Origin of the sequence: Ancylomarina salipaludis (assembly GCF_004122035.1) — a bacterium.
Lineage (GTDB): Bacteria > Bacteroidota > Bacteroidia > Bacteroidales > Marinifilaceae > Ancylomarina > Ancylomarina salipaludis.
The window spans coordinates 48,741-72,354 of sequence record NZ_SAXA01000016.1; the positions used below are offsets into that span (position 1 = coordinate 48,741).

Consider the following 23,614-nt stretch of genomic DNA (forward strand, 5'->3'; position numbering starts at 1 on the left):
GAGCTACCCGATGGATAGCTCTAAAATTATCTTTTAAATACCGTTTTAGAATTTACGGAAACCGATTAGTCTGCGTACTTCTTCAAGCGTTTTAGCTGCACTCTCGCGAGCTTTCTCAGCACCCATACGAGTTACTTTTCTTAGGTACTCATCATCCTGATAAATATTTAAAAACTTTTCGCGAATAGGCGCATTAAAGTTGATGATATCTTCAGCCAATTGCTTTTTTAAATCGCCATAGCGAATTTCACAATTGTTGTATTTATCATTGAAGAAATCATAGGTGTCTTTTGTTGAAACCACATTCATCAATGTAAACAGGTTTTCAATCGCTTCTGGTTTGGTTTGATTCATTTCTGTTGGACCACTATCAGAAACGGCTTTCATCACCTTTTTTCGAATATCTTTAGGATCTTCAACTAAACCAATGGCATTACCTTCAGATTTACCCATTTTACCTGAACCATCAAGACCTGGAATTTTAACAAAATCGCCAGTGAATGAAAAAGGCTGCGGAATTGGGAAGGTTTCTTCACCATATATGTTGTTGAAACGACGAGCAAATTTTCGAGCCATCTCAAGATTCTGCTCCTGATCTTTACCAACCGGAACTCGCTGAGCTTTGTGGATTAAAATATCGGCAGCCATTAAAACCGGGTAAGTCAACAAACCGGCATTTACATTCTCAGGTTGTTTACGCGCTTTATCTTTAAATGATGTGGTTCGTTCCAACTCGCCCAAATAGGCATTCATGTTCATTAACAGATACAATTCTGTAATTTCAGGAACATCGCTTTGAACGTAAATACATGCCTTTTCAGGATCGATTCCACAAGCTAAATATTCTGCCAAAACCTGTCTTACATTATTGTGAAGATCGGCAGGAGTCGGATGTGTAGTCAGGGAATGCCAGTCAGCAATAAAGAAGAAGCAATTGTTATCATTTTGCATTTGCACAAAATTCTTTATAGCACCGAAATAATTCCCCAGGTGCAAATTACCTGTTGATCGGATTCCACTTACTACTGTATTCATATTAGTATTAAATTAATAGCTCCTTTGTGAGCTGTGAAAAAATTAATTAATCCCGCAAAATTATGAAACCTTCCTCACAAAACGAAATTTTAAATTTAATTCGCCGATGTATTTTTTGCATGAATAAAATCGCTGTTAAATATGTTTACTTTTCTCTATATTTGATCTGTTTAAAAAGATCAGGCGACTTGATCTTCAGTATTAAGATTTAAGACCATTCCCAAATGAATATACTCGACATTATTTTAGGTATTCCCTTGATTTATGCCATATACAAAGGCTTTACAAAAGGGTTTATATACGAAGTTGCAACTTTGCTTGCTCTGATACTGGGCGTGTATGGAGCGATTCATTTTTCTGATTTTACAGCCGAAGTTATTCAGGATACCTTCAAGTATCAATCGCAATACATGAAGTACATTTCATTTATTGTCACTTTTATTGTGATTGTGATAGGCATACATCTGATTGGCAAAATCATAGATAAAGTTGTAGAGGCTGTGGCATTAGGCTTTGTAAACCGTCTTTTTGGAGTTGCTTTTGGTTTATTAAAAGGGATTATAATATTGAGTATTGTCGTGCACTTAATCAATTATGTGAACGATAGGTTCAGTTTTATCTCGGAAGAAAAGAAAAAAGAAAGCCTTTTATACGAACCTCTGACTTATATTTCTGACTCACTATTCGATTTTTTTGATTCTGATTTTTCTTCGACTAAGGAGAAGATAGAAAATCAAATTAAGAAGGGAACAGATAGTTCGAAAAAATCTAATTAGGAAACTAAATGCAAGCAAATCTTATAAAAAAACAAGGAACCAAGATTAAAAAATATATCAAAAAACTTCCTGTTCGTAAACAATTCCATTTTACGGGTTTTTGTAGCAATTGTGACCATCCTGTTGATGGTAAATATTGCACCAATTGTGGTCAATCAGCCAAAGATTTTCATCGACCATTTTTCAGTGTTGTTTCAGAATCATTAGGCGATGCCCTATCGTTGGATAATAAATTCTTTCATACTATAGTCCCACTTTTTGCTCAGCCAGGATATCTGACGAAAGAATTCATGAGAGGGCGAAGAGCCCGATACACACCGCCTTTTCGTTTGTATTTGTTTCTGACGTTTTTTGCTTTTTTGTTATTATTTCACAATCACAAACCAGATGCAGACTCCGCGAAAAATTTAACCTTTAAGAATGATGGAGGACAAGAAGTTGAGGTTTTGTCTCTTTTCGATGAAATGTTGACACAGGATTTAACTGATGTTGATAGTTTGGCTGTAGATAGTCTGGGCAAAGAATTAGGAGGTAAAAGCAAAATATTCACTTTTAATGCAAGTACAGATTCTGTTTCAAACGTAGATACAAAAGCTCCTCCGATATACGTAAAAAGTGGAAAGAAGCTTATAAATAAAGAATTACAGGGGTTGATTAATATGTGTCGTTTGAATCCCGCTTTAATGATGGATCATGCTTTTAAAAAATTATCACAGACACTATTATTTATTTTGCCGCTTTTTGCGCTGTTTTTGGCATTGTTTTATATTCGTCGCAAATATTACTTGTTAGAACACTTACTAATCTCCTTAAACTTTCACTCTTTTATTTTTGTAATGGTGATTTTGAGTGAGTTGCTGATTATGACAGGGATTAAAGCGATATATCCATTTGCATTTTACCTTTATTTTTTAATTCCTTTACAGCTGTTTTTAACTTTGAAATTTTATTACAAACAATCCTGGTTTAAAACATTTATTAAGTTTTTAATGCTGTCCTTTTGTTATAATATTTTACTTGTGTCAGGAATTCTTTATAGTTTGATTTCCTTGGCAGTTGAATAGATGGAAGATATAAGGATACAATGGTAAAATTCTTATCTTTGTCATCCGAAAATAATTACTGAATAATACAATCCCGTAAGGGACATAAAATACGATAAAGATGAGTTTTATAGAAGAATTACAGTGGCGTGGCATGATTCACGATATGATGCCGGGTATAGAAGAACAATTGGAGAAAGAATTGACATCGGCATACGTGGGGATCGATCCTACTGCAGATTCTTTACATATTGGACACCTTGTGGGTGTGATGATGCTGAAACATTTTCAGGTTGCGGGTCATAAGCCAATTGTTTTGGTTGGAGGTGCAACCGGTATGATTGGTGATCCTTCAGGAAAATCTCAGGAAAGAAATTTGCTTGATGAAGCAACATTGCGTCACAATCAGGAATGTTTGAGAAATCAACTTTCGGGTTTTCTTGATTTTGATTCAGACGCTGATAATGCAGCTGAAATGGTGAACAATTACGATTGGATGAAGGATTTTTCATTCCTTGATTTTATTCGTGATATCGGAAAGCATATTACAGTGAATTACATGATGAGTAAGGATTCTGTAAAGAAACGTTTGAGTGCTGACTCTAAAACCGGAATGTCTTTTACCGAGTTTACTTACCAGTTGGTACAGGGAACTGATTTTCTTGAATTATACAAATCGAAGAATTGTAAACTTCAGATGGGTGGTTCTGACCAGTGGGGAAATATCACAACCGGTACTGAACTGATTCGTCGTAAAGAAGGTGGTCAGGCCTGGGCGATTACTTGTCCTTTGATCACTAAAGCCGATGGGGGAAAGTTTGGAAAAACCGAGTCAGGAAATATCTGGCTTGATCCAAAGTACACCTCACCATATAAATTTTACCAATTTTGGTTGAATACCTCTGATGAAGATGCTGAGAAATATATCAAGATTTTCACCCTTATTTCACGCGAAGAAGTAGAAGCTTTGGTTGCAGAGCACAAAGAAGAACCACACTTGCGCAAATTGCAACAGCGTTTGGCTAAAGAGGTGACCATCATGATTCACTCAGAAGCAGATTATGAAATGGCTGTTGAGGCTTCACAGATTCTTTTTGGTCGTGCTACTGCGGATGCTTTACGTAAACTTGATGAAGATACCTTCCTTTCAGTTTTCGAAGGTGTGCCTCAGTTTAATGTTGATAAGTCTGAATTTGAAAATGGTGTGGATGTTGTTGAACTTTTAGCTGTTAAAGCAGAAGTTTTCCCATCAAAAGGTGAGTTGAGACGTCTTTTTAAAGGAAATGCAATCAGTCTAAATAAGGAGAAAGAGCCCAATGCCGAATTGGTGGTAACAAAAGAACACCTTATTGCAGATAAGTACTTATTGGTTCAGAAAGGTAAAAAGAACTATTTTTTAATTGTAGCTTGTTAATTTCATTGTTATAATGTAATTTTATGTTCTACTAATTTTAAACTAACTGACTAATAAATATTAATTATGAAGATTTTAAACTACGCACTGGCTTTGTTATTTACCTTAGGTATGTTAAGCTGTGGTGGCGGTGGAGGAGGTTCTGATGAGACTGCTCCAACAGTTAATTTTACAAGCCCGAGTACAAGTGCTTCTGCACCGACTACTATTACAGCAGGGCAAACAGTGACTTTTTCTGGAAAAATTAGTGATAATAAAGAACTAAAATCTATTACTTTCACGAATCTCGCTGAGAAAACAAAGTCTGTAAATGACTTTATTGTAGATTTCAATGAAAAATTAAACAGTAAAAAACCAGCTTCAGCATCTGTTCTTGACAAGGCTGAGTTTAATGTGAATTTTTTAATTGAGACTTTAGCTGGTGCACCAGCTAATGAGTATACATTGACTTGTACAGTAGTTGATAAATCTGATAATCCTACAACAAAAACGTTTTATATTAAAGTTGAGTAAGATTTCGATTTTATATCATACAGAAGACCTGAGCATTGCTCAGGTCTTTTTTTTGTCTTTTATTTTCCTTTTTTAGGTCTGAAAATCAGATTTCCCATCAAATTTAGCCTCTAAATCATCTTCTTTAAATTTTTTTTGAAAAAAAATATGCCTTGAAAGCTCAATTAAAATGGGCTTTTTAGGTATAAAGTGAAAATCTCAACGGTACTATGTATTGCATATTACTATTTTTAATACGTATATTTGTATAACAAGCAAGTGTGTTTGGAATGGTATTGTATTAAAATGTATCTGAAATGAAAAGGAGAATAATTAGAATCACGATGATTGGTATGTTAATCGGATTCTGTATAAGCCCATCAATTTTGAAATCGCAATTGGTTCAGCCTTGTAATCCGGTTTCTTTTTTATTTGAATCAGATATGCAGTATGCCATCAATTTCAATAACTGGTTTAGTATCGATCATTTTTTTGGATCTGACTGGTCATCAGAGGAGAATGAGAAAACTGAAGCAGCAAGCTTGAAAAGCAAACTTGAAATAAAAAGTGAGATGAAGAGTTCTAAGGATTCAGCTGTTTTAAAAGTGAATCGAGGCCCTTTAAAGAATTTTAGAAATAAGACAGTAATTATTCAAACAAGAATTTAAAACATATTCCAAATGAAGATAGAAAATACGAAAGCCCAGATGCGAAAAGGAGTGTTGGAATATTGTATTCTTTCCATTCTCTCTAATAATCATGCTTACGCTTCGGATATTATTAAGAAGCTTAAAGAAGCTAAAATGATCGTTGTGGAAGGAACACTTTATCCTCTGCTGACTCGTCTTAAAAATGCCGGATTACTCAGCTATCGCTGGGAAGAATCCACTCAAGGACCTCCACGTAAGTATTATGCCATTACCGATACCGGTCGGGATTTTCTTGGCGAACTGGATGGCTCCTGGCAAGAACTTGTAGATGCTGTTACAACTATAAAGAGTTAAGCATTGAACTAAAAATGTATTTGAAATGATTTTATACACCCATAAAGCACGCATATAAGTTTCTTTTTAGTGGTGTTCGAATATTAAAATAAAAAAAGATGAAAAAGACATTCACAATAAACATAAGTGGTAGCATCTTTCATATTGACGAGGATGCATACGATAAACTCCAGACTTACCTGAGAAGCATAAATGCTCATTATGGCTCAAGTGAAGAAGGACGCGAGATTATAGCAGATATTGAATCCCGAATTTCTGAAATTTTTAACGAGAAATTGAGTTCGAAGGACCAGGTTGTAACAGAATCAATGATTGATGAAGTTGTTACAATCATGGGGAAACCTGAGGAGATTTTTGAAACGGACAGCGAAGAGGTCGAGGATGATTTTAAGAAGCAAAAAGTTTATAAACGTCGAAGATTATTCCGTGATCCGGATCATCGTGTATTTGGTGGAGTTGCAAGTGGGCTCTCAGCTTATTTTGGTATCGACGTAGTCGTAATTCGTTTAATCTTTGTTCTGTTATTTATTTTTGGTTACGGATCCTCTTTCCTTCTTTATATCATCTTGTGGGTTGTTGTACCTAAGGCTACAACCACTGCTCAAAAACTTGAAATGAAGGGGGAACGGGTGAATATATCCAATATTGAGAAATCGATAAAAGACGAATATGAAGAAGTGAAAAAAAACTTCGATAATATGCGTGAAAAAAGAGGGCCTCAAGTGAGAGATGGTTTCGATAAAGGGGTTGACTTTGCTGGTTCTGCTTTACGTCTTGTTTTAAAAGTTGTGCTCATAATTTTAGGCTTGGGATTAATTATTGCAGGTATTGTTTCTCTTCTAACATTTTTAGGTTCTCTTATTTTCACAACAAGTGTAGTTGGGCCATTTGCAAATATGCACTTTTCTGGAATGATGATGCCGGAAATGTTATTTACGGGTATGGGAATTAAGTTGTTTTCTTTGGGCTTGACACTTGTAATTGGGATTCCATTATTGCTATTAGTTTTTGTTGGTATTAAGTTGCTTGTTAAATTCAAAACCAATAATAAAGCGATTGGTCTTACGGCTTTGGCACTATGGTTGGGAGGTATTGTTCTTTTGATTTCGGTAAGCTTAACTCAGGTGAAATCGTATATAGGTAGCGGAACAACCTATGCCAATACAGAAATTCTCGACAATTTTGATGGTAATACGCTTTACTTAAGATCTGAGAAGAATATTGATTTTAATTGGCAGGATGAGAATTTCGATTTTGATGGGGTGAAGATTATTGTAAAGGATGATGAGAAATTGGTGATAGGCGAACCGACTCTTGACGTAGAAAAGAGCAATTCGGGGAATTTCGAACTGATAATGAAAAAGAAATCCAGAGGAAGAAATCACGATGATGCCATAGATAATGCTGAAGAAATTAAGTATACCTGGAAACAAGTTGATTCCTTATTAATCTTTGATCAGTATTTCACTTTACCCGAAGGGGATAAATGGCGAAATCAGAAACTGATGATTACTATTAAAGTGCCTGAAGGGAAAGCGGTTTATTTGGATAAGAGTGTTAAAACGATTATTCATGATATTGAAAATACAAGTAACACTTGGGATGGTGATATGATAGGTAAAAGATGGGTGATGAAAAAAGAGGGATTGACATTATCCCGCGATTAAAATCAGAAATCGGTAGATTGTCTTTAACCCAATTAATGATGAGCATCGGTTTGTTCTGGTCAAATGAATCCGATATCCGTCATTAGAACCAATTCTTAATATTTAAACAGATGAAAAAAGTAGCAATAATCCTAATGGTAATCCTTTTTCCGGTGCTTGTAAATGCACAAACAAAGGGAGAGAAACTTCACGAAAAATTCTCAAAACTTGATGAGTTCAGCAGTTTTTCATTTTCAGGTGGTTTCCTGAAGAATCTTGATTTTGATGTTGACGAAGACGAGATTGAGAAAAATATCAAGGGAGACTGCGATGATATAAAGCTCTTATCCTATAAACATGAGAATGGTGATGAAGTGAAATTTAAGAAAATTGTCATGTCAACTCTCACATCGGGACGGTATAAGGAAGTCCTAAATGATATTGAGAAAGATGATGATTCAGATGAAATTCATTTTTATGCTTTGGGGCATGGGAAACGTTTCAGTGAGTTTCATCTTCTACACAGCAATGGAAATCGAACTTCTTTAGTTTCATTCTTTGGTGATTTTCATATTGACGAACTTAAAACACTGTCGAAGTATAAGTTCGATTAAGTAACTTAAAATTAAAAGATATGCAACGATTATATAAATCAAATGATAGAAAGATAGCTGGGGTTTGTGGAGGATTGTCGCACTATATTAACCCTGAGCTCGATCCGATAATTGTCAGAACCATTTTCTTAGTGGTTTGTTTATTCAATCCTTTTTTAGCTATTGCTTATTTAGTTTTGGCACTGATTTTACCTGATAATCCGGTTCGGGTTGTCGATTGAGATAGGCTAAAGACTCAGGCCTCCTGAGTTTGGTCTTTTTCAATGGAGGTCATTCTGAGTTATAGGGCAAGCAGATTTTATGCTGTTTGCTCTATTTTTATGTCTTATTTTATGAGGCTTATAAGAATGCAGCTGGCTAGTAATACCGCAAATAAAATTTCAGAAACTTTTGTGTTTCGGTTCATCACAAAAAAGTAGCTCAGAATATAAGATAAAGGAACCGCTGCAATTATTGCTTGAGCCAATATTGCTGATGGAAACAAAAATCCTGATGCAATAGTGGTTATAAAAAGAGCCACAATAATGATCAGATATTTTCTTGAACGAACTCGTTTTTCTTCGAATCCCCAAATGGTAAAGAAGATAGAGATTAGGCTTAAAATAGCGAGGAATATCCAAAATAGAATTTGAGACATCGAGAAGGCAATTAAATGGTCATTCTGAGAGAAAATCATTTTAGAATGCTCAATAAATTGATTCAAGTTACCTTGCCAAAAATACCAACAGACAATAAAAAACAGAGGGGTGATAAACCCGATTAGCCCTCCCAAAAATTCTCTCAATCGAAAACTACCAAGGATAATTAAAGACCAGACAAACCAGATAAGAAAAAGACTTGTTGGGAGATAAAATAAACTGGCTAATCCGATAAGTAAACCTGCATCAAACGAAGATGTAATACTTTTGTTTCCATGATAAATTTTGAAAATGCTTTTTAGCGATAGCAGTAAGAATAGTGCGCTAATCAGGGCAGGATGCATGCCGTTTGCCAAAGTCGCGCATGAAGCAATCAGAATGAATAAACCCGATGGCAAATCGGTACGTTGCTTTATAAATATAAATTGTTCGTTGAGCTGTATCAGACTGTAAGAAATCAACAGAATAATCAGAAAACCTAAAATGTTTAGATATAAAGCATTACAATTGAGTATGCAAAGAATTGATTGGTAAAGAGGCATTTGACCTGAATAATCTGCCAGAGAAACAGGATTTTGAAATGCGTCCAGCCATAATAAGAGAGCAATTATCGGAATAAGAATAAAATATAAGGGAGATCGTCTTCTTAAAACTTTTAAAAGCATTCTTGTGATTTTTAGTATTTAAATTTTTGCAAACTCAATTGTAAGCTGTTCAATTATTGTAAATCGAAACCAATATCTTTTCTGTAATATTTGCCTTCGAATTGGATTTTTTCGGCATTGCTGAACGATTTTTCAAGCGCATTAGCAAGATTTTCGCCGTACGAACTGACTGCTATCACACGTCCGCCATTAGTTACAACATCATTATTGATGTTTGTTGTTCCCGCGTGGAAAACAATGCTTTCTGTAACCTGATCGAGTCCACTGATTACTTTTCCTTTTGCATATGCTTCGGGATAACCTCCGGAAACCAGCATTACTGTTGTGACGGTTCTCTCGTCTAATTCCAATTCAAATTGATCGAGTTTTTTATCAGCAACGGCTACCATCAGATCAAGGAAATCGGATTTGATACGTGGCAAAACCACTTCTGTTTCCGGATCGCCCATTCTGACATTGTACTCAATTACAAACGGATCATTATCAACCTTCATCAAACCAATAAAAACAAACCCGACGAAAGGCGTGTTGTCTTTTTGAAAACCTTCAATGGTTGGTTTGATAATTCGGTCTTCAACCTTAGTCATGAACTCCTCGTTGGCAAAATGAACAGGAGAAATGGCACCCATACCACCTGTGTTTAAGCCGGTATCACCTTCGCCGATTCGTTTGTAGTCCTTCGCTTCAGCAAGAACTTTGTAGTTTTTTCCATCTGTTAAAACAAAAACAGAAAGCTCAATCCCTGATAAAAATTCTTCGATTACAACCGTTGCACTTGCTGAACCAAACATGCCACCAATCATTTCTTTTAATGATTGCTTGGCTTCTTCCAGATTGTCGATAATTAAAACACCTTTCCCGGCCGCTAGTCCATCAGCTTTAAGCACATAAGGCGCTTTTAGGCTTTCAAGAAATTGATAACCTTCTTTAAGGTTTTCTGATGTTATACTTTTGTATTGGGCCGTTGGAATGTGATGGCGAGCCATGAAATCTTTAGCGAAATCCTTACTGCCCTCCATTTGTGCAGCTGCTTTTTCAGGACCGATAACAGCAACTTTGTTAAGTTCGGAGTCTCCCAAAAAGAAATCGTGAATACCATTTACCAAAGGATCTTCAGGACCAACAATAACCATATTGATTTCTTTGTCGAGAACAAAGGTTTTTACCTTTTCAAAATCGTTTGGGTTGATGTTGATATTTTCTGCAATCTCGGCAGTTCCAGCATTTCCCGGAGCAACATATAGTTTTTCAAGCTTATTGCTTTGAGCGATTTTCCATGCAAAGGCATGTTCTCTTCCTCCTGATCCTAATACAAGTACTTTCATGTGTTAAATTTTGACTACCAGTTTACGCTGGTTGCATTTCAATGAATTTATAGAATGGTTTTCTTTCGAATTTCGTTTTCAATTTGGCCAATTGATTAAGTGGCGGCTTTGAAAATGCAAATTTACAGAATGATATGATTAAACAAATTGCCTTAAGCTATTTTTTTGGAATGCTAATTTGAACTATTCGAATTGAATCGAATTAAAAAAGAGCATTTTCTTATCCAAAAGGACTTGTTTCATTCGTGTTGGCCCCCCAATCGTAAATTGATAGATAAATTGGTCTTTGAAAAAGAAACGTTTGAAGTAGGTATATTCGTGTTTTCCAAGCATCATGGTATACACAATTTCTTTTCCCAATAATTTTTTATAAACCACACTTTGTTCTGAAATAAGAATAGCATCGCTGCTTAACAGGCTGCCTTCTTTCATTTGTTCGTAGTATTCTGATGGGTCGGAGTGGTTAAAATCGACGTCGATAGCCGAAAAATCTGATGCGACAATGCCGAAGATATTAGCAGCATCCCGATGTGAGAATATCTCAGACTTTATACTATTCAGTTCCTGATTTCTGATGTTCGGTTTTTCGGGGAGTTCAAAACTGATTTTTGATTTTTTAGATTTTGTTTTGATCCAGTTTATCTGAGCGTGCACACTCGTACAAGTGCTGACTAGAACAGCAAAGAGCAGGAGTTTTATTTTAATATTTTGGAATTTCATTTTTTGCATCTTAGGTGGAATGGTTTCTTAATAGGTGTCAGGTAGCTTTATTCCTTTTATTGTTCGGTACAGGTCTAAAGCAAAAACATCTGTCATCCCCGAAACAAAGTCCAATATCGACATGATTTTTAAATATTCATCATTGCCATTGTGATTGTATTGTTTAGGAATCAGTGATAAGAGTTTCTTTGAGTAAAAATTATCGGGGTCTAAAGTTGCTTCTACAAATTCCTGAAGTAAGGTGCCAAGTATTTTGTAACCAGCCAGCTCTATTTCGAGAACGGATCGGTGTTTATATATTTTTGAAACGGCAACTTCTGTGCATATTTTATAGGCAATTTTTGAGCTTTTAGATACTTCTTTGATCAGTGTTGATGAGAATTCACCAGCCATTATTTTGGACTCATTTTCAACAAAGGCCGTTACACATTCTTTGATCAATTTACCAATAACACCTGCTCTGATATAAGCGATTTGCTCGTTGGTGTCACTTACTTCCTCGCAAGTATCGGCAATTCTTGCAACAATATTGTGATCATCAGTTTCATCATAAAAATTCAACAACAAGCGTTTGGTTTCGTCTGTTGATAAGATTTTCAGTTTGTGAGCATCTTCAATATCCATAATCTGATAACAAATATCATCGGCAGCTTCAACCAAATACACTAGAGGATGACGTGCAAAAATTCCTGGCTTAATTTCCGGAATACCCAGTTCTCTTGCTACTTTTTCATAGTTTTCTTTTTCGGTATCGAAGTAACCGTATTTGCGTTTTCCAACTTCCGGAATTTTATGAGCCGCCCATGGGTATTTTATGACGGCAGCAATACTCGAGTAGGTAAGAGCAAAGCCTCCTTTTCGTCGACCGTTAAAAGCATGTGTTAACAGTCGGAATGCATTTGCATTGCCCTCAAAATTGCAAAGATCTGCCCATTGCTCTTTAGTGAACTGATTTTCCAGTTTTTTGCCTTTGCCATGCGTGAAATAGTGAGATAGGGCTTCTTCTCCCGAATGGCCGAATGGCGGATTACCAAGGTCGTGAGCCAAACAAGCCGTGGCAACAATATTGCCTATTCCATCCAGATAGGGATTAGTTTCATACTTTTTTGAACTGGCTAGTTTTTCTGTTAGAAGATTGCCTAATGAGCGCCCAACACTTGATACCTCCAGGCTATGAGTCAGTCTGTTGTGAACGAAAATGCTGCCAGGTAAGGGGAATACTTGAGTTTTATTTTGAAGTCTTCTGAAAGGTGATGAAAAAATCAACCGATCGTAATCCCGTTGAAATTGTGATCGGATTTCGTGTTCGTCAATTGCGACACGGTCTTCCTGACCGAAGCGTTTGGCAGATAACAGTTGGTTCCAGTTCATATAATATGTTGAGTTTCGACTAAAAATCGTCGTTTAAAATTGTGTGGTGATTTAACCGAAGCTAATTTACACTAAATCCTCTTGTTCTTTTAATCATTTAAGTTGAATTCACCGTTTTTTGAGAAATTAAACTTTTATACATAAAAAATCTGTTCGGTATCGAACAGTAGCGTATTAATATCGGACAAGATATACTGTAAATATCTTTTCTGTAAATATGTTATTTGTCTTGTTTTTAGTAAATTGGTGTCGATGGCACGACTATTGATTTTAATGGTACTTAATTATGTGTTTTAATCTTTTTTAACCTCGTTTTGAGGTTTACTGAGTTTATTTAACATGATGTTCACCGAGTTAATCGGTCGTTTGTCTAAATTTGTTTGATAACAATCCTTAAATTCTTAATATTAGATATCGAAATCCTGACCAAATTTCGATTTGATCAAAGAAGCAATTAAAAATACTAACGATTATGATTCGACTAAAAAATATTCATAAATCTTATATTACAGGAGCGAATAAGCTGCATGTACTTAAGGGAATTGATTTGCATATAAAAGAGGGCGAACTGGTTTCAATCATGGGGTCTTCAGGCTCAGGAAAGTCAACTCTTCTAAATATTTTAGGTCTTTTAGATACGCATGACGAGGGGACGTATATTCTGAATGATCAGGAAATAAAATCGATGAGCGAAACCAAGGCAGCAAAGCTTAGAAACAACCTGTTGGGCTTTGTATTCCAGTCATTTAATTTGATCTCGTTTAAAAATGCCATGGAGAATGTGGCACTTCCCTTATATTACCAAAAAGTATCTCGTAAAAAACGTAATAAGCTTGCTGTTGAGTATCTCGACAAAATGGGATTGAAAGAGTGGGCTGAACACATGCCAAACGAATTGTCAGGTGGTCAAAAACAAAGGGTTGCCATTTCAAGAGCAATGATTACTAATCCCAAAATTATTCTTGCTGATGAACCGACTGGTGCTCTTGATTCACAAACCTCGCTAGAGGTTATGGAGCTCTTAAGAGAAATTAATCGTACTGGAATTACGGTGATTATTGTTACTCACGAAATGGATATTGCTGAGATGACAGATAGAGTGATCAACTTAAAAGATGGATGTATTGAATCTATTATTGAGCACGATCATTCTTTGAATAGTATCGAATCAATTTTCAAAAGAGAAAAAATCACGGAGTAATTTACGAGAACTTTAATTTCAGACTATGTTTGATAGAGATAAATGGAACGAGATCTTCAGTACCATTAGAAAAAATAAAACCCGAACCTTTCTTACTGGATTTTCTGTCGCTACAGGGATTTTTATGCTTATTTTCCTGTTAGGAGCTGGCAGAGGTCTGCGAAATGGAATGAAGGATGTTTTTGCTCAGGATGCGACAAATAGTATGCAGATATGGGGTGGACGAACCACTAAGGCTTATAAGGGGACACCTGAAGGGAAGAGGATTCAAATGGTAAATGCCGATTTAGAGAGTCTTAAAACATCGATTGATAAGATTGATGCTATTTCTGCAATGAGTTATATTCCTGGCGCAGAAGTTATATCCTATAAAGATAACTTTGGAAACTTTAATGTTTCTCCTATTCATGATACCTATAAGGAGATTAAGAACTTTGATATTATCGAAGGACGTTTTCTCAATAAAATCGATATTGCAGAGCATCGTAAGGTTGTAATTATTCAAGATGAAGTAGAAAAAATCTTATTCCCTAAAGAGACTTCTCTGGGAAAATTCATCAATATTAATAAGATAAAGTTTAAGGTTGTAGGTGTTTTCTTTAAGAAAGATTTTGAAGAGAATTCCCGTGATATCTACATCCCGATTACTGTCGCTCAGAAAATTTTTAATAATAATGATCATTTGCGTCGTATTTCGTTTACACTTGATAATGTATCTGTAGAAGAAAGTAAAGAAATTGAGAAGCAGATTACTTATAAAATGGCTGCCATACACAATTTTAGTCGAGAAGATAAAAATGCATTATGGATTCAGAATAATATTGAGAATTCAAAACAGTTTTCAGCCATGTTTAGTGGTATCGAAAAGTTTGTATGGATCATCGGGATCTTTACGATTCTTTTGGGAGTCATTGGGGTTTTCAATATCATGATGATTGTTGTAAAAGAAAGAACCAAAGAGATTGGGATTCGAAAAGCAATTGGAGCTTCTCCGGTTTCAGTTATATCTCTTGTGTTGATGGAATCAATTTTTATTACTGCAGTTTCCGGATATTTTGGATTGATTGCCGGTGTGGGCTTGCTTGAGATGATAAGTAAATTCAATTTGATTGAGAAATTATATCCCCCGGCTGCAATTTATTTCTTAAACCCTCAAGTGGATTTAGGAATAGCCGTTGGTGCTACAATTGTTCTTGTTGTTACAGGTGCTTTAGCAGGATTTTTCCCTGCACGACGAGCTGCTTCTATTCAACCAATTGATGCACTTAGAGATGAATAGTTTCTTTTTAAGTAAGTAATTGAAAGGGATCTTATCTCAAAAGGTGTTAATGAGATTCGATTCAAAATCAAAAAAACAAAAGAATGTTCGATTTAGATAAATGGCAGGAAATTACGTCTGCACTCAAGAAGAATAAATTAAGAACGGCTCTGACAGGCTCAGGGGTGATGTTTGGGATTTTGATCTTAGTCACTCTTTTGGGTCTGGGAATGGGGTTTCAAAATAGGATGAAATCAAACCTGGGGAACTTGGCAACTAATTCAACTATTTTTTGGACTGAAAAAACAACAAAACCTTATAAAGGTTTACCTAGAAATCGAAGCTTTCAGTTCGATAATACAGATCTGATTGCGATGAAACGATCGATTCCTGAAATTGAAGATGTTGCGCCTCAGATTAATGCATGGAGTGGTAGCGCTAATTATAATACGTTTAAAAAAGAGAAAAAAGGAAATTTTAAGATTAAGGGAACTTCACCTGAGATGAATAGGGTGGTTCCGGTTGATGTTCTCACAGGACGATTTATTAATGAAAACGATCTGAAAGAGATGAGAAAGGTGATTACGATCGGACCTCGCGTCGTCGAACTCATGTTTGAAGATGATGAGGAACCTTTGGGACAGTATTTGAAGATAAATGGCATATTTTTTCAAATTGTTGGAACCGTTAAACCACTGAGTCGCAACATGGGGATGAGTGATGATATCGTTCAAATGCCTTATACCACTCTTCAGAAAATCTACAACAGAGGTGAGAAATTCAACGTTTTCATGGCAACAGCAAAGGTTGGAGAGTCTGTTGAAGATATTGAAGATAACATCATAAGTCTTTTATCTCGTCGACATAAAATAAGCCCCAATGACAAAGAAGCTTTTGGTCATTTTAATTTGGCCAAAATTTTCAAAAAGATATTCGGTTTATTCAATAGCATTGGCTTTCTGTTTTGGGTGATTGGCTTTGGAGTTCTAATAACGGGGATTATTGGCGTTAGTAATATCATGCATGTTGTGGTAAAAGAACGAACTCGTGAAATTGGGGTGAAACGAGCCATTGGTGCCCGACCTCTATCTATCGTTAGTCAGATTGTTACTGAAGCCGTTTTTTTAACCACGTTTGCTGGCTTCTGGGGTTTGGTTATCGGAGTTCTGATAGTTGAGGCGGCTGGTAAAATGACTGCTGGTGATCCCAATGCGATGATATTGAATCCTTATGTAGATATAAAAGTGGCCTTTGTTGCCCTTGGCGTTTTGGTTGTCTTTGGCTGTTTTGCAGGTTTGTTGCCAGCCCAAAGGGCAATGAAAATTAAACCAGTTGATGCTTTACGTTACGAATAATAACACTTGAAAATAACTATTGATATGAAAAAAGTTTTTAGAATTGTATTGATCGTATTCTTTATCGGTCTGTTTTTAGGAACCATAGGTTTCCTTTACAATAAATCACAAGAGAAACCTGAGATGTATGATACCAAATCTCCGGAGATTACTGATATTATTAAGAAGACTGTAGCCACAGGATCTGTTATTCCTCGAAAAGAGATTAAAATTAAACCTCAAGGGGTATCTGGTATTGTTGAAACATTGTTTGTACAACCAGGTCAAATGCTAAAAAAAGGGGATAAAATTGCCAAAATCAAGATTATTCCTGATATGATTAATCTGAATTCAGCAGAGTCAAGGGTTGAAAGAGCTCAAATTAATTTTGAAGATGCCCAGATTAATTACAACCGAGACAAGTTACTTTATGAGAAAAAAGTGATTTCTGAATCCGATTTCCAAAAGCCACGTTTGGCTTACCGTAGTGCGCAAGAAGAATTAAAGTCAGCTAAGGATAATCTTCAATTAATAAAAGAGGGGGTTACTTCTAAGTCAGGCGCTGTAACAAATACAATTATTCGGTCGACCATTGAGGGGATGATTCTTGATATTCCGGTAAAGGAAGGTTATTCGGTTATTCAAAGTAATACGTTTAATGAAGGAACAACCGTTGCTATTGTGGCAGATATGGGTGAGATGATTTTTCAGGGAAAAGTTGATGAAACTGAAGTTGGAAAAATTAAACAAGGCATGAATTTGAAATTGACAATTGGTGCAATTGAAGATTATAAATTTAATGCCCACCTAGAGTATATTTCACCTAAAGGTGTTGCCGAAAATGGTGCAATTCAGTTCGAAATAAAGGCATCTGTTGAGTTGGATAAAGATCATTTTATTCGTTCAGGTTATAGTGCCAATGCCGAAATTGTTCTGGACAAACGTGAAAAGGTTTTGGCCTTAAATGAGAGTCTATTGGAATTTAGTAACGATTCCAGCTTTGTAAATATTGAAACTGCACCTCAGGTTTTCGAAAAACGATTTGTTAAGACAGGTTTGTCGGATGGTATTAATATTGAAATTCTTGATGGAATAAGTAAGGATGATAAAATCAAAGGCGAGAAGATGTCAAAGATTGAACAGATGAAGGAGATGAAGAGAAAGAAGGATGAGGAGAAGAAGAACAAGAAAAAATCTAACAGCTAATTTGTAAAATTCATTTTCGTCCAAAAAACAAAATTTAATTCTATATGAAAAAAATATTCCTAATTGCTCTTCTGTTCTCTTTAGTATTGGGTGTTAAAGCTCAGGAAAAATGGAGCCTAAAGAAGTGTGTCGATTATGCGAACGAGCATAACATATCACTTCAACTTAAAAAGTTGGATGCAGAATTCCAAAAGAATAATGTCAAACAAGCTAAGTACAGTTTATTGCCAAATTTGAATGCGAGCTCATCTTACAATCTGTCTTATGGACGTGCTGCTTCACCTGAAACAAATGCCTATATCGATATGAATTCTAAATCCGCAAATTTTGGAGTGAATTCAAATGTTTCTTTATTTGGGGGCTTTCAGAAAATGAACACAATAAAGCAAGCAAATATTGATTTTAAGGCTTATTTGGAAGATATCGCAAAGACCAGTAATGATATTTCCTTAAGAATTGTATCTTATTATTTGGATATCCTATTTAAAAAAGAACTTTTGCAAGTGGCTAAAGAACAACTGAAAGTGACTCAATTGCAAATTGAGCGTACTTCAGTATTGGTTGAGGCCGGAACTTTACCAAAGGGAACTTTAATGGAGCAGAAGGCACAAGCCGCTCAGGAAGAGTTAACAGTTGTAACAAGTGAAAATAATTTGGATCTATCTCTGCTTGATTTAGCTCAGCTATTAGATCTTAATGAAACGGAGACCTTTGATGTTGAGATACCGGATTTACCTGTTTTGAATTCAGGTCGTTCGTTATTGAATCCTGAAACGGTATATGATTTTGCGTTAACTTCTTTACCTGAAATTAAAGCTGCAAATCTCCGATTGGAAAGTACTGAAAAGGATTTGGCACTTGCAAGATCAGGTTTGATGCCAAGTTTAACCTTAAATGGTGCATGGGGAACTAGTTATTCTAAAGTAGATGGTTTCGCTGCTTCTAGTTTTTCGGACCAAATTAAAGAAAGAGAAAACAAATATGTAGGTTTATCATTAAACATACCAATCTTTAATAGGGGATTAAATCGTAGGAATATTAGTAATGCCAAAGTCAATATCGATCGTTCCAGATTGAATTTAGAGAATACGAAGAATGTGTTACGTAAGGAAATTCAACAGGCGCATGCCAATGCGATTGCAGCTATGAAAAAATATTTTTCGAGTCAGACAGCTGTATCTTCTACCGAAGAGGCCTTCCGATATACCGAAGAGAAATTTAATTTAGGATTGGTTAATTCGGTTGATTACAATGAAGCAAAAAATAATCTGCTAAGATCGAAATCGAATCTTTTACAAGCTAAATACGAATATATTTTTAGGACAAAAATCATAGACTTCTATAATGGAGTCGAAATCAGTTTATAGTCAAGTTTTCAAGTAAGTTTAGTTGCTCCGGTTCGATGAATTTCGAATCGGAGTTTTTTTTAGCAGTTCTTTGTCCAGGTCAGAGTAAAGGTTCTTTCTTATTCCCTTTTTATAGTTTAAATTTGCGACCAGGTAAGGTTTATAAAAAATAATTGCCTAAAATCAATAAAAGGAAAAATCGGATATCGATTCATATATAACGACTTAAGAATATGGCTTTAATATTAAATATAGAAACATCCACCGCAGTTTGTTCGGTTTCATTGGGGAAAGATGGTGAATTGCTTGCCTATAAAGAGAATAAAGAAGGTATGAATCATGCGACGCATCTGACTGTATTCATAGATGCGATTCTTAAAGAAAATCAGCTTACACCTAATGACCTTGATGCAGTTGCTGTAAGTATGGGACCGGGTTCTTATACGGGCTTGCGTATTGGAGTTTCAACGGCCAAAGGTCTTTGTTATGGCAGCAGTTTGCCACTAATAGCAGTCAGTACCCTGCAAGCCATGACGGTTCCTTTATTGAAAAATGAAGCTATTCTTTCACAATTGGGAGATCCTGAAGCAAGTATTTTTTGTCCGATGATTGATGCCAGACGCATGGAAGTTTATACCGCATTTTATTCCAGTAAAAATGAAGAAATTCGGGAAATTTCTGCAGAGATAATTGATGAAGCGTCTTTTGCTGCCGATTTGGAGAAAACTGAAATTGTTTTTTTTGGTGATGGTTCATCAAAATGTCAGTCGAGTTTACAAAGTCAGAATGCGATTTTTGTATCGGATGTAACGCCTACGGCTGTTGGAATGGTGCAGTTGGCTGAAGCTAAATTTCAGGCAGAGGATTTTGAAAACGTCGCTTACTTCGAGCCATTTTATCTAAAGGATTTTGTTGCAACAACTCCAAAGAAAAATATCTTATAAAAGCATTCGTTTTTTTGCATTGAAATGGCGATATTGAGTAACTGATACGCTTTAAAGTATTTACTCATGCGAAATATATACGTTTTACTTTTTGTGACCCTTTTTTTTTCAAGCTCAACTTTTGCTGAGGGTGATGTTATGCTTAAGAAAAAAACAGAGCACTTGAAGTATGTTATTCATTACGGATTTATTCAAGGTGGCAAAGCGAGCCTAAAACTCAAGACGGAACGTTATAAGGGAGAGGAGGTTCAGCATTTGATACTGAGTGGCCGAACTACAGGGGTGACAAACTCTCTTTTTGGTGTGAAAAACATCTATGAGAGTTATATTGATAAGGAAACTTTATTACCTCTAAAAGCAATCCGGGATATTAAAGAAGGTAATTATAAACGCTACAACGAACTTGTTTTCGACAGGGAAAAGAATAAGGTTTATAGTAAAGAATCTGGCGAACATGATGTTGTTAAAGGTGTTCACGATATTCTTTCAGCTTTTTATTACGCACGTGTCAAATTGTTTAATTCAGATTTGGTAATAGGGCAAAATTTAAAGATTGATACTTATTTCTCTGATGAACCTTTTCTTTTACAGTTTAAATTTATGGGGTACGAAACCATTAATAGTAAACTTGGGAAAATCAGGTGTTATAAGTTTATACCAGTTGTTGAGACAGGAAGAATTTTTAAAGATAAAGATGATCTTAAGATTTGGATTTCTGCTGATGAAAATAAGGTGCCTGTTCGTGTGCAATTCGACTTGTTTATAGGATCTTTGCGTTGTGATTTGATTAATTTTCCTCATCAAGTAGTTGATGACAGCGATTTTTAGTCCCTTTTTGTCCCCAAAAAGACTTCATTATTCCTGCAAAATGCACAATATCTGCATAATATTTCTGATTGAGGATAGTTTCTCTTACTTTTGCGAAGAAATTAATAAGGCTAATTTTTAAATTAATATATAACAACATGGCAAGTACTGCAGATTTTAAGAATGGTATGTGTATCCATTTTAAGACTGGTTTATATACGATTGTTCAATTCCAGCATGTTAAGCCTGGTAAAGGTCCAGCTTTCGTAAGAACTAAATTGAGAAATGTAAAAACAGGTAAGATTATTGATAATACCTTTACAGCAGGTTTAAAGATTGATGTAGCGCGAATTGAGCGTCGTCCTTATCAGTTTCTTTATAAAGATGATATGGGTTACAATTTGATGCATACTGAAACTTACGAACAGATTGCACTGGAAGAGGAATTGTTTAATGCACCTGATCTTTTAAAAGAAGGAGATCACGTTGAAGCTGTTATTCATGCTGATACTGAAACGCCACTTTATGTTGAGCTTCCGGCACACGTTGTGATGGAAGTAACATATACCGAACCTGGTCTTCGTGGTGATACGTCTTCAACCAACTCACTTAAGGCTGCGACAATTGAAACAGGTGCGACTATTATGGTGCCTTTATTCATTAACACAGGTGATGTTATTAAGGTTGATACACGAAACAAAGAATATGTTGAGCGTGTAAAGCAATAAGCTTTTTAGCTGAATTTTTTTTTAAGCTGTCTCATTTTATGAGGCAGCTTTTTTATTATTATGCTATTAGTTTATTTTAACATAGTTAAATTGATTATGTAGTAATGTGGATATAGTTTTGTAAATTTGATAGGAACAATATCTTTATTATAGCATGATTTCATTTTTTAAGAAGCCTCTTACGCAATGGCTTATCGGTTTTTCTATTTTTAATAGTTTGTTGTTTATTCTTTTTTCATTTCGTTATAGTGCATATATCGATTTTACACACGGTATTTGGCAGTGGTTGTATATTGGGACAACAACTATAGGGCATGTAGGAGCTATCGCTTTAATTGTGATGATGCTTCCTCTGCTATTTTTAATTCCTTTTCGAAACCAGAAATTTATTCTTATACTGTCTTCTCTTTTAAACACAATAGGCCTCATTTTTTTTACGGTTGATTCATTTATCTTTTCTCAATATCGCTTTCATCTGAACAAATTTGTTTTAGATATGCTATTTAGTGGAGCTGCAGGAGATATTTTTCAGTTCTCAGGTCTGATGTATTCTTTAGCGATTGGATCTGTATTATTTATTTTGGCGCTTGAATTTGTTGTGGGTAATTGGATGTGGAATAAGAAGATATTTCTAAAATTTAAGCAAAAATCAATCCTCCTTATTCTGCTTGGCTTGGTGCTTACAAGCCATCTAGGGCATGCTTATGCTTCTGCAACGAGTTATAGTCCAATCACAAAAAATGCCCATGTTTACCCTTTGTATTTCCCTCTTACTGCAAATGGTTTGTTTAAGAAATTTAATTTGATTAATCCGGACGTTTTGGCTAAGAATAAGGTGATAAAGAAGAATTCTGATTTGAGAAATATGAAATATCCGGCTCATAAACTACAATTTGAGAAAGGGAAACAATACAATATTTTATTTGTAGTTGTTGATTGTTGGCGAGCAGATTGTTTGGATTCATTAGTGACTCCTAATATTAGTGAGTATGCCAATAAGGCTTTATTATTTAAAAACCATCAAAGTGGAAGTTGTGGAACCAGGGGAGGGATTTTTTCACTTTTTTATGGTTTGCCCAGTTTTGCTTATTGGAATACCATGAAAGCCAATTGTCGAAGACCTGTATTGATGCAAACTTTAGCTGAACAGAATTATAAATTTGGAATATTTGCAAGTTCAAATTTAACTCATCCAGCTTTTCATCAAACCGTTTTCGCAGATATTAACCGATTGAGAATTAAGACAAATTCAGAAAATTCGGCACCTTATGCGCGTGATGCTAAAATAACTGAGGAATGGTTGGCCTTTATTGATTCGAATTACACAAAGCCTAATGATCAACCTTTTTTTGGTTTTCTTTTTTATGATTCGGCACATGGTTATTCTCATCCGAATCCTACACAGGCACCTTTTCAACCGAGCTGGACTACGCCTAATTATCTGATTTTAGATAATAATACCGACCCTAGACCTTTTTTTAATTTGTATAAAAATACACTGAATTATGTTGATTCTCTAGTGGGCAAGGTACTTGTTGATTTGGATAGACGCCAACTTTTGGATAATACAATTGTTGTGTTGACAGGTGATCATGCTCAGGAATTCAATGATAATAAAAAGAATTATTGGGGACATGGCAGTAATTTTAGTGATGCTCAGACCCATGTACCATTAGCAGTTCTTTGGCCGGGTATGAATCCACAAGTGTTTACTCATAAAAGTTTGCATTACGATATCGCTTCAACTTTATTGAATTACAATCAGGGATGCCTGAATCCGGCAGATGATTTTTCTATAGGAAAATGTTTGTGGGAAACATCCTCTCCTGAATGGTTTGTAGCAGGAGCAGATCAGAATTATGCTATCATTGAAAACAATCAGATCACGACAACTCTTTACGGAAGTTATAGTGTAACAACACCTGATATGAATGCCTTAGATAATAATAAGCTTCATTCAAATATTGTTTTTGAAGCTATGAAGGCCTCATATAAGTTCTATACAAATTAGTTGACTTCTTAATTAATGTTTAGCGTTTTTTTTGTT

Annotated in this window: 23 protein-coding genes; 18 read left to right on the forward strand and 5 right to left on the reverse strand. The window is 35.4% G+C overall.

All coding sequences use genetic code 11. The features are described 5' to 3' along the window. Positions 1-45 precede the first annotated feature (45 nt). Entirely contained in the window at positions 46-1,035 is a 990-nt protein-coding gene (gene trpS, locus EO244_RS14530) for a tryptophan--tRNA ligase (RefSeq protein ID WP_129255420.1), read from the reverse strand. A gap of 224 nt (positions 1,036-1,259) precedes the next feature. On the opposite strand from trpS, the gene EO244_RS14535 reads away from it, so the two are divergent. The 9 genes from EO244_RS14535 (at position 1,260) to EO244_RS14575 (ending at position 8,245) form a co-directional block, all read left to right on the forward strand. Then, positions 1,260-1,811: a CvpA family protein gene (locus tag EO244_RS14535; RefSeq protein WP_129255421.1), complete on the forward strand. Its 552-nt coding sequence runs from the start codon at positions 1,260-1,262 to the stop codon at positions 1,809-1,811. Positions 1,812-1,819: 8 nt separating this feature from the next. Continuing rightward, a complete protein-coding gene (locus EO244_RS14540; RefSeq protein ID WP_129255422.1) occupies positions 1,820-2,875 on the forward strand; it encodes a DUF3667 domain-containing protein in 1,056 nt (351 codons plus the stop codon). Between the two features lie 100 nt (positions 2,876-2,975). Next, positions 2,976-4,268, forward strand: coding sequence for a tyrosine--tRNA ligase (gene tyrS / locus EO244_RS14545; protein WP_129255423.1), 1,293 nt, complete (start codon positions 2,976-2,978; stop codon positions 4,266-4,268). Between the two features lie 66 nt (positions 4,269-4,334). Further along, complete coding sequence (locus tag EO244_RS14550) at positions 4,335-4,781, forward strand: DUF4625 domain-containing protein (protein ID WP_129255424.1); 447 nt, start codon at positions 4,335-4,337, stop codon at positions 4,779-4,781. Between the two features lie 296 nt (positions 4,782-5,077). Next, positions 5,078-5,428: a hypothetical protein gene (locus EO244_RS14555; RefSeq protein ID WP_129255425.1), complete on the forward strand. Its 351-nt coding sequence runs from the start codon at positions 5,078-5,080 to the stop codon at positions 5,426-5,428. Positions 5,429-5,467: 39 nt separating this feature from the next. Beyond that, positions 5,468-5,764: a PadR family transcriptional regulator gene (locus EO244_RS14560; protein WP_241687991.1), complete on the forward strand. Its 297-nt coding sequence runs from the start codon at positions 5,468-5,470 to the stop codon at positions 5,762-5,764. Between the two features lie 98 nt (positions 5,765-5,862). After that, positions 5,863-7,431: a PspC domain-containing protein gene (locus EO244_RS14565; RefSeq protein ID WP_129255427.1), complete on the forward strand. Its 1,569-nt coding sequence runs from the start codon at positions 5,863-5,865 to the stop codon at positions 7,429-7,431. A 110-nt stretch (positions 7,432-7,541) separates the two neighbouring features. Then, positions 7,542-8,024, forward strand: a complete 483-nt coding sequence (locus EO244_RS14570) for a DUF4252 domain-containing protein (protein ID WP_129255428.1) — start codon at positions 7,542-7,544, stop codon at positions 8,022-8,024. 20 nt (positions 8,025-8,044) lie between these two features. Beyond that, complete coding sequence (locus tag EO244_RS14575; RefSeq protein ID WP_129255429.1) at positions 8,045-8,245, forward strand: PspC domain-containing protein; 201 nt, start codon at positions 8,045-8,047, stop codon at positions 8,243-8,245. A gap of 104 nt (positions 8,246-8,349) precedes the next feature. Here the strand turns inward: EO244_RS14575 and EO244_RS14580 are convergent, their stop codons facing one another. From EO244_RS14580 to EO244_RS14595, 4 genes are all read right to left on the reverse strand, one after another. Continuing rightward, entirely contained in the window at positions 8,350-9,327 is a 978-nt protein-coding gene (locus tag EO244_RS14580) for a hypothetical protein (protein ID WP_129255430.1), read from the reverse strand. Between the two features lie 53 nt (positions 9,328-9,380). Continuing rightward, complete coding sequence (gene purD / locus EO244_RS14585; protein ID WP_129255431.1) at positions 9,381-10,652, reverse strand: phosphoribosylamine--glycine ligase; 1,272 nt, start codon at positions 10,650-10,652, stop codon at positions 9,381-9,383. Between the two features lie 183 nt (positions 10,653-10,835). Continuing rightward, positions 10,836-11,372: a hypothetical protein gene (locus EO244_RS14590; protein WP_129255432.1), complete on the reverse strand. Its 537-nt coding sequence runs from the start codon at positions 11,370-11,372 to the stop codon at positions 10,836-10,838. Between the two features lie 27 nt (positions 11,373-11,399). Beyond that, positions 11,400-12,743: a deoxyguanosinetriphosphate triphosphohydrolase gene (locus tag EO244_RS14595; protein WP_129255433.1), complete on the reverse strand. Its 1,344-nt coding sequence runs from the start codon at positions 12,741-12,743 to the stop codon at positions 11,400-11,402. Between the two features lie 472 nt (positions 12,744-13,215). On the opposite strand from EO244_RS14595, the gene EO244_RS14600 reads away from it, so the two are divergent. The 9 genes from EO244_RS14600 to EO244_RS14640 all read left to right on the forward strand — a co-directional run bounded on the left by EO244_RS14600 (position 13,216) and on the right by EO244_RS14640 (position 23,578). Then, positions 13,216-13,944 (forward strand): ABC transporter ATP-binding protein, encoded by a 729-nt coding sequence (locus EO244_RS14600; protein ID WP_129255434.1) that lies wholly within the window; start codon positions 13,216-13,218, stop codon positions 13,942-13,944. Between the two features lie 25 nt (positions 13,945-13,969). Beyond that, on the forward strand, positions 13,970-15,223 hold the full coding sequence (locus EO244_RS14605) for an ABC transporter permease (RefSeq protein ID WP_129255435.1): 1,254 nt from the start codon (positions 13,970-13,972) through the stop codon (positions 15,221-15,223). A gap of 83 nt (positions 15,224-15,306) precedes the next feature. Continuing rightward, a complete protein-coding gene (locus EO244_RS14610; protein ID WP_129255436.1) occupies positions 15,307-16,557 on the forward strand; it encodes an ABC transporter permease in 1,251 nt (416 codons plus the stop codon). A 24-nt stretch (positions 16,558-16,581) separates the two neighbouring features. Continuing rightward, positions 16,582-17,742, forward strand: coding sequence for an efflux RND transporter periplasmic adaptor subunit (locus EO244_RS14615; protein WP_129255437.1), 1,161 nt, complete (start codon positions 16,582-16,584; stop codon positions 17,740-17,742). A gap of 44 nt (positions 17,743-17,786) precedes the next feature. Continuing rightward, entirely contained in the window at positions 17,787-19,109 is a 1,323-nt protein-coding gene (locus EO244_RS14620) for a TolC family protein (RefSeq protein ID WP_129255438.1), read from the forward strand. Between the two features lie 212 nt (positions 19,110-19,321). Further along, on the forward strand, positions 19,322-20,032 hold the full coding sequence (tsaB, locus tag EO244_RS14625) for a tRNA (adenosine(37)-N6)-threonylcarbamoyltransferase complex dimerization subunit type 1 TsaB (protein WP_129255439.1): 711 nt from the start codon (positions 19,322-19,324) through the stop codon (positions 20,030-20,032). Positions 20,033-20,098: 66 nt separating this feature from the next. After that, positions 20,099-20,860 (forward strand): DUF3108 domain-containing protein, encoded by a 762-nt coding sequence (locus EO244_RS14630; RefSeq protein ID WP_129255440.1) that lies wholly within the window; start codon positions 20,099-20,101, stop codon positions 20,858-20,860. A 137-nt stretch (positions 20,861-20,997) separates the two neighbouring features. After that, on the forward strand, positions 20,998-21,567 hold the full coding sequence (gene efp / locus EO244_RS14635; protein WP_129255441.1) for an elongation factor P: 570 nt from the start codon (positions 20,998-21,000) through the stop codon (positions 21,565-21,567). A gap of 154 nt (positions 21,568-21,721) precedes the next feature. Further along, positions 21,722-23,578 (forward strand): DUF3413 domain-containing protein, encoded by a 1,857-nt coding sequence (locus EO244_RS14640; RefSeq protein ID WP_129255442.1) that lies wholly within the window; start codon positions 21,722-21,724, stop codon positions 23,576-23,578. Positions 23,579-23,614: the final 36 nt, after the last annotated feature.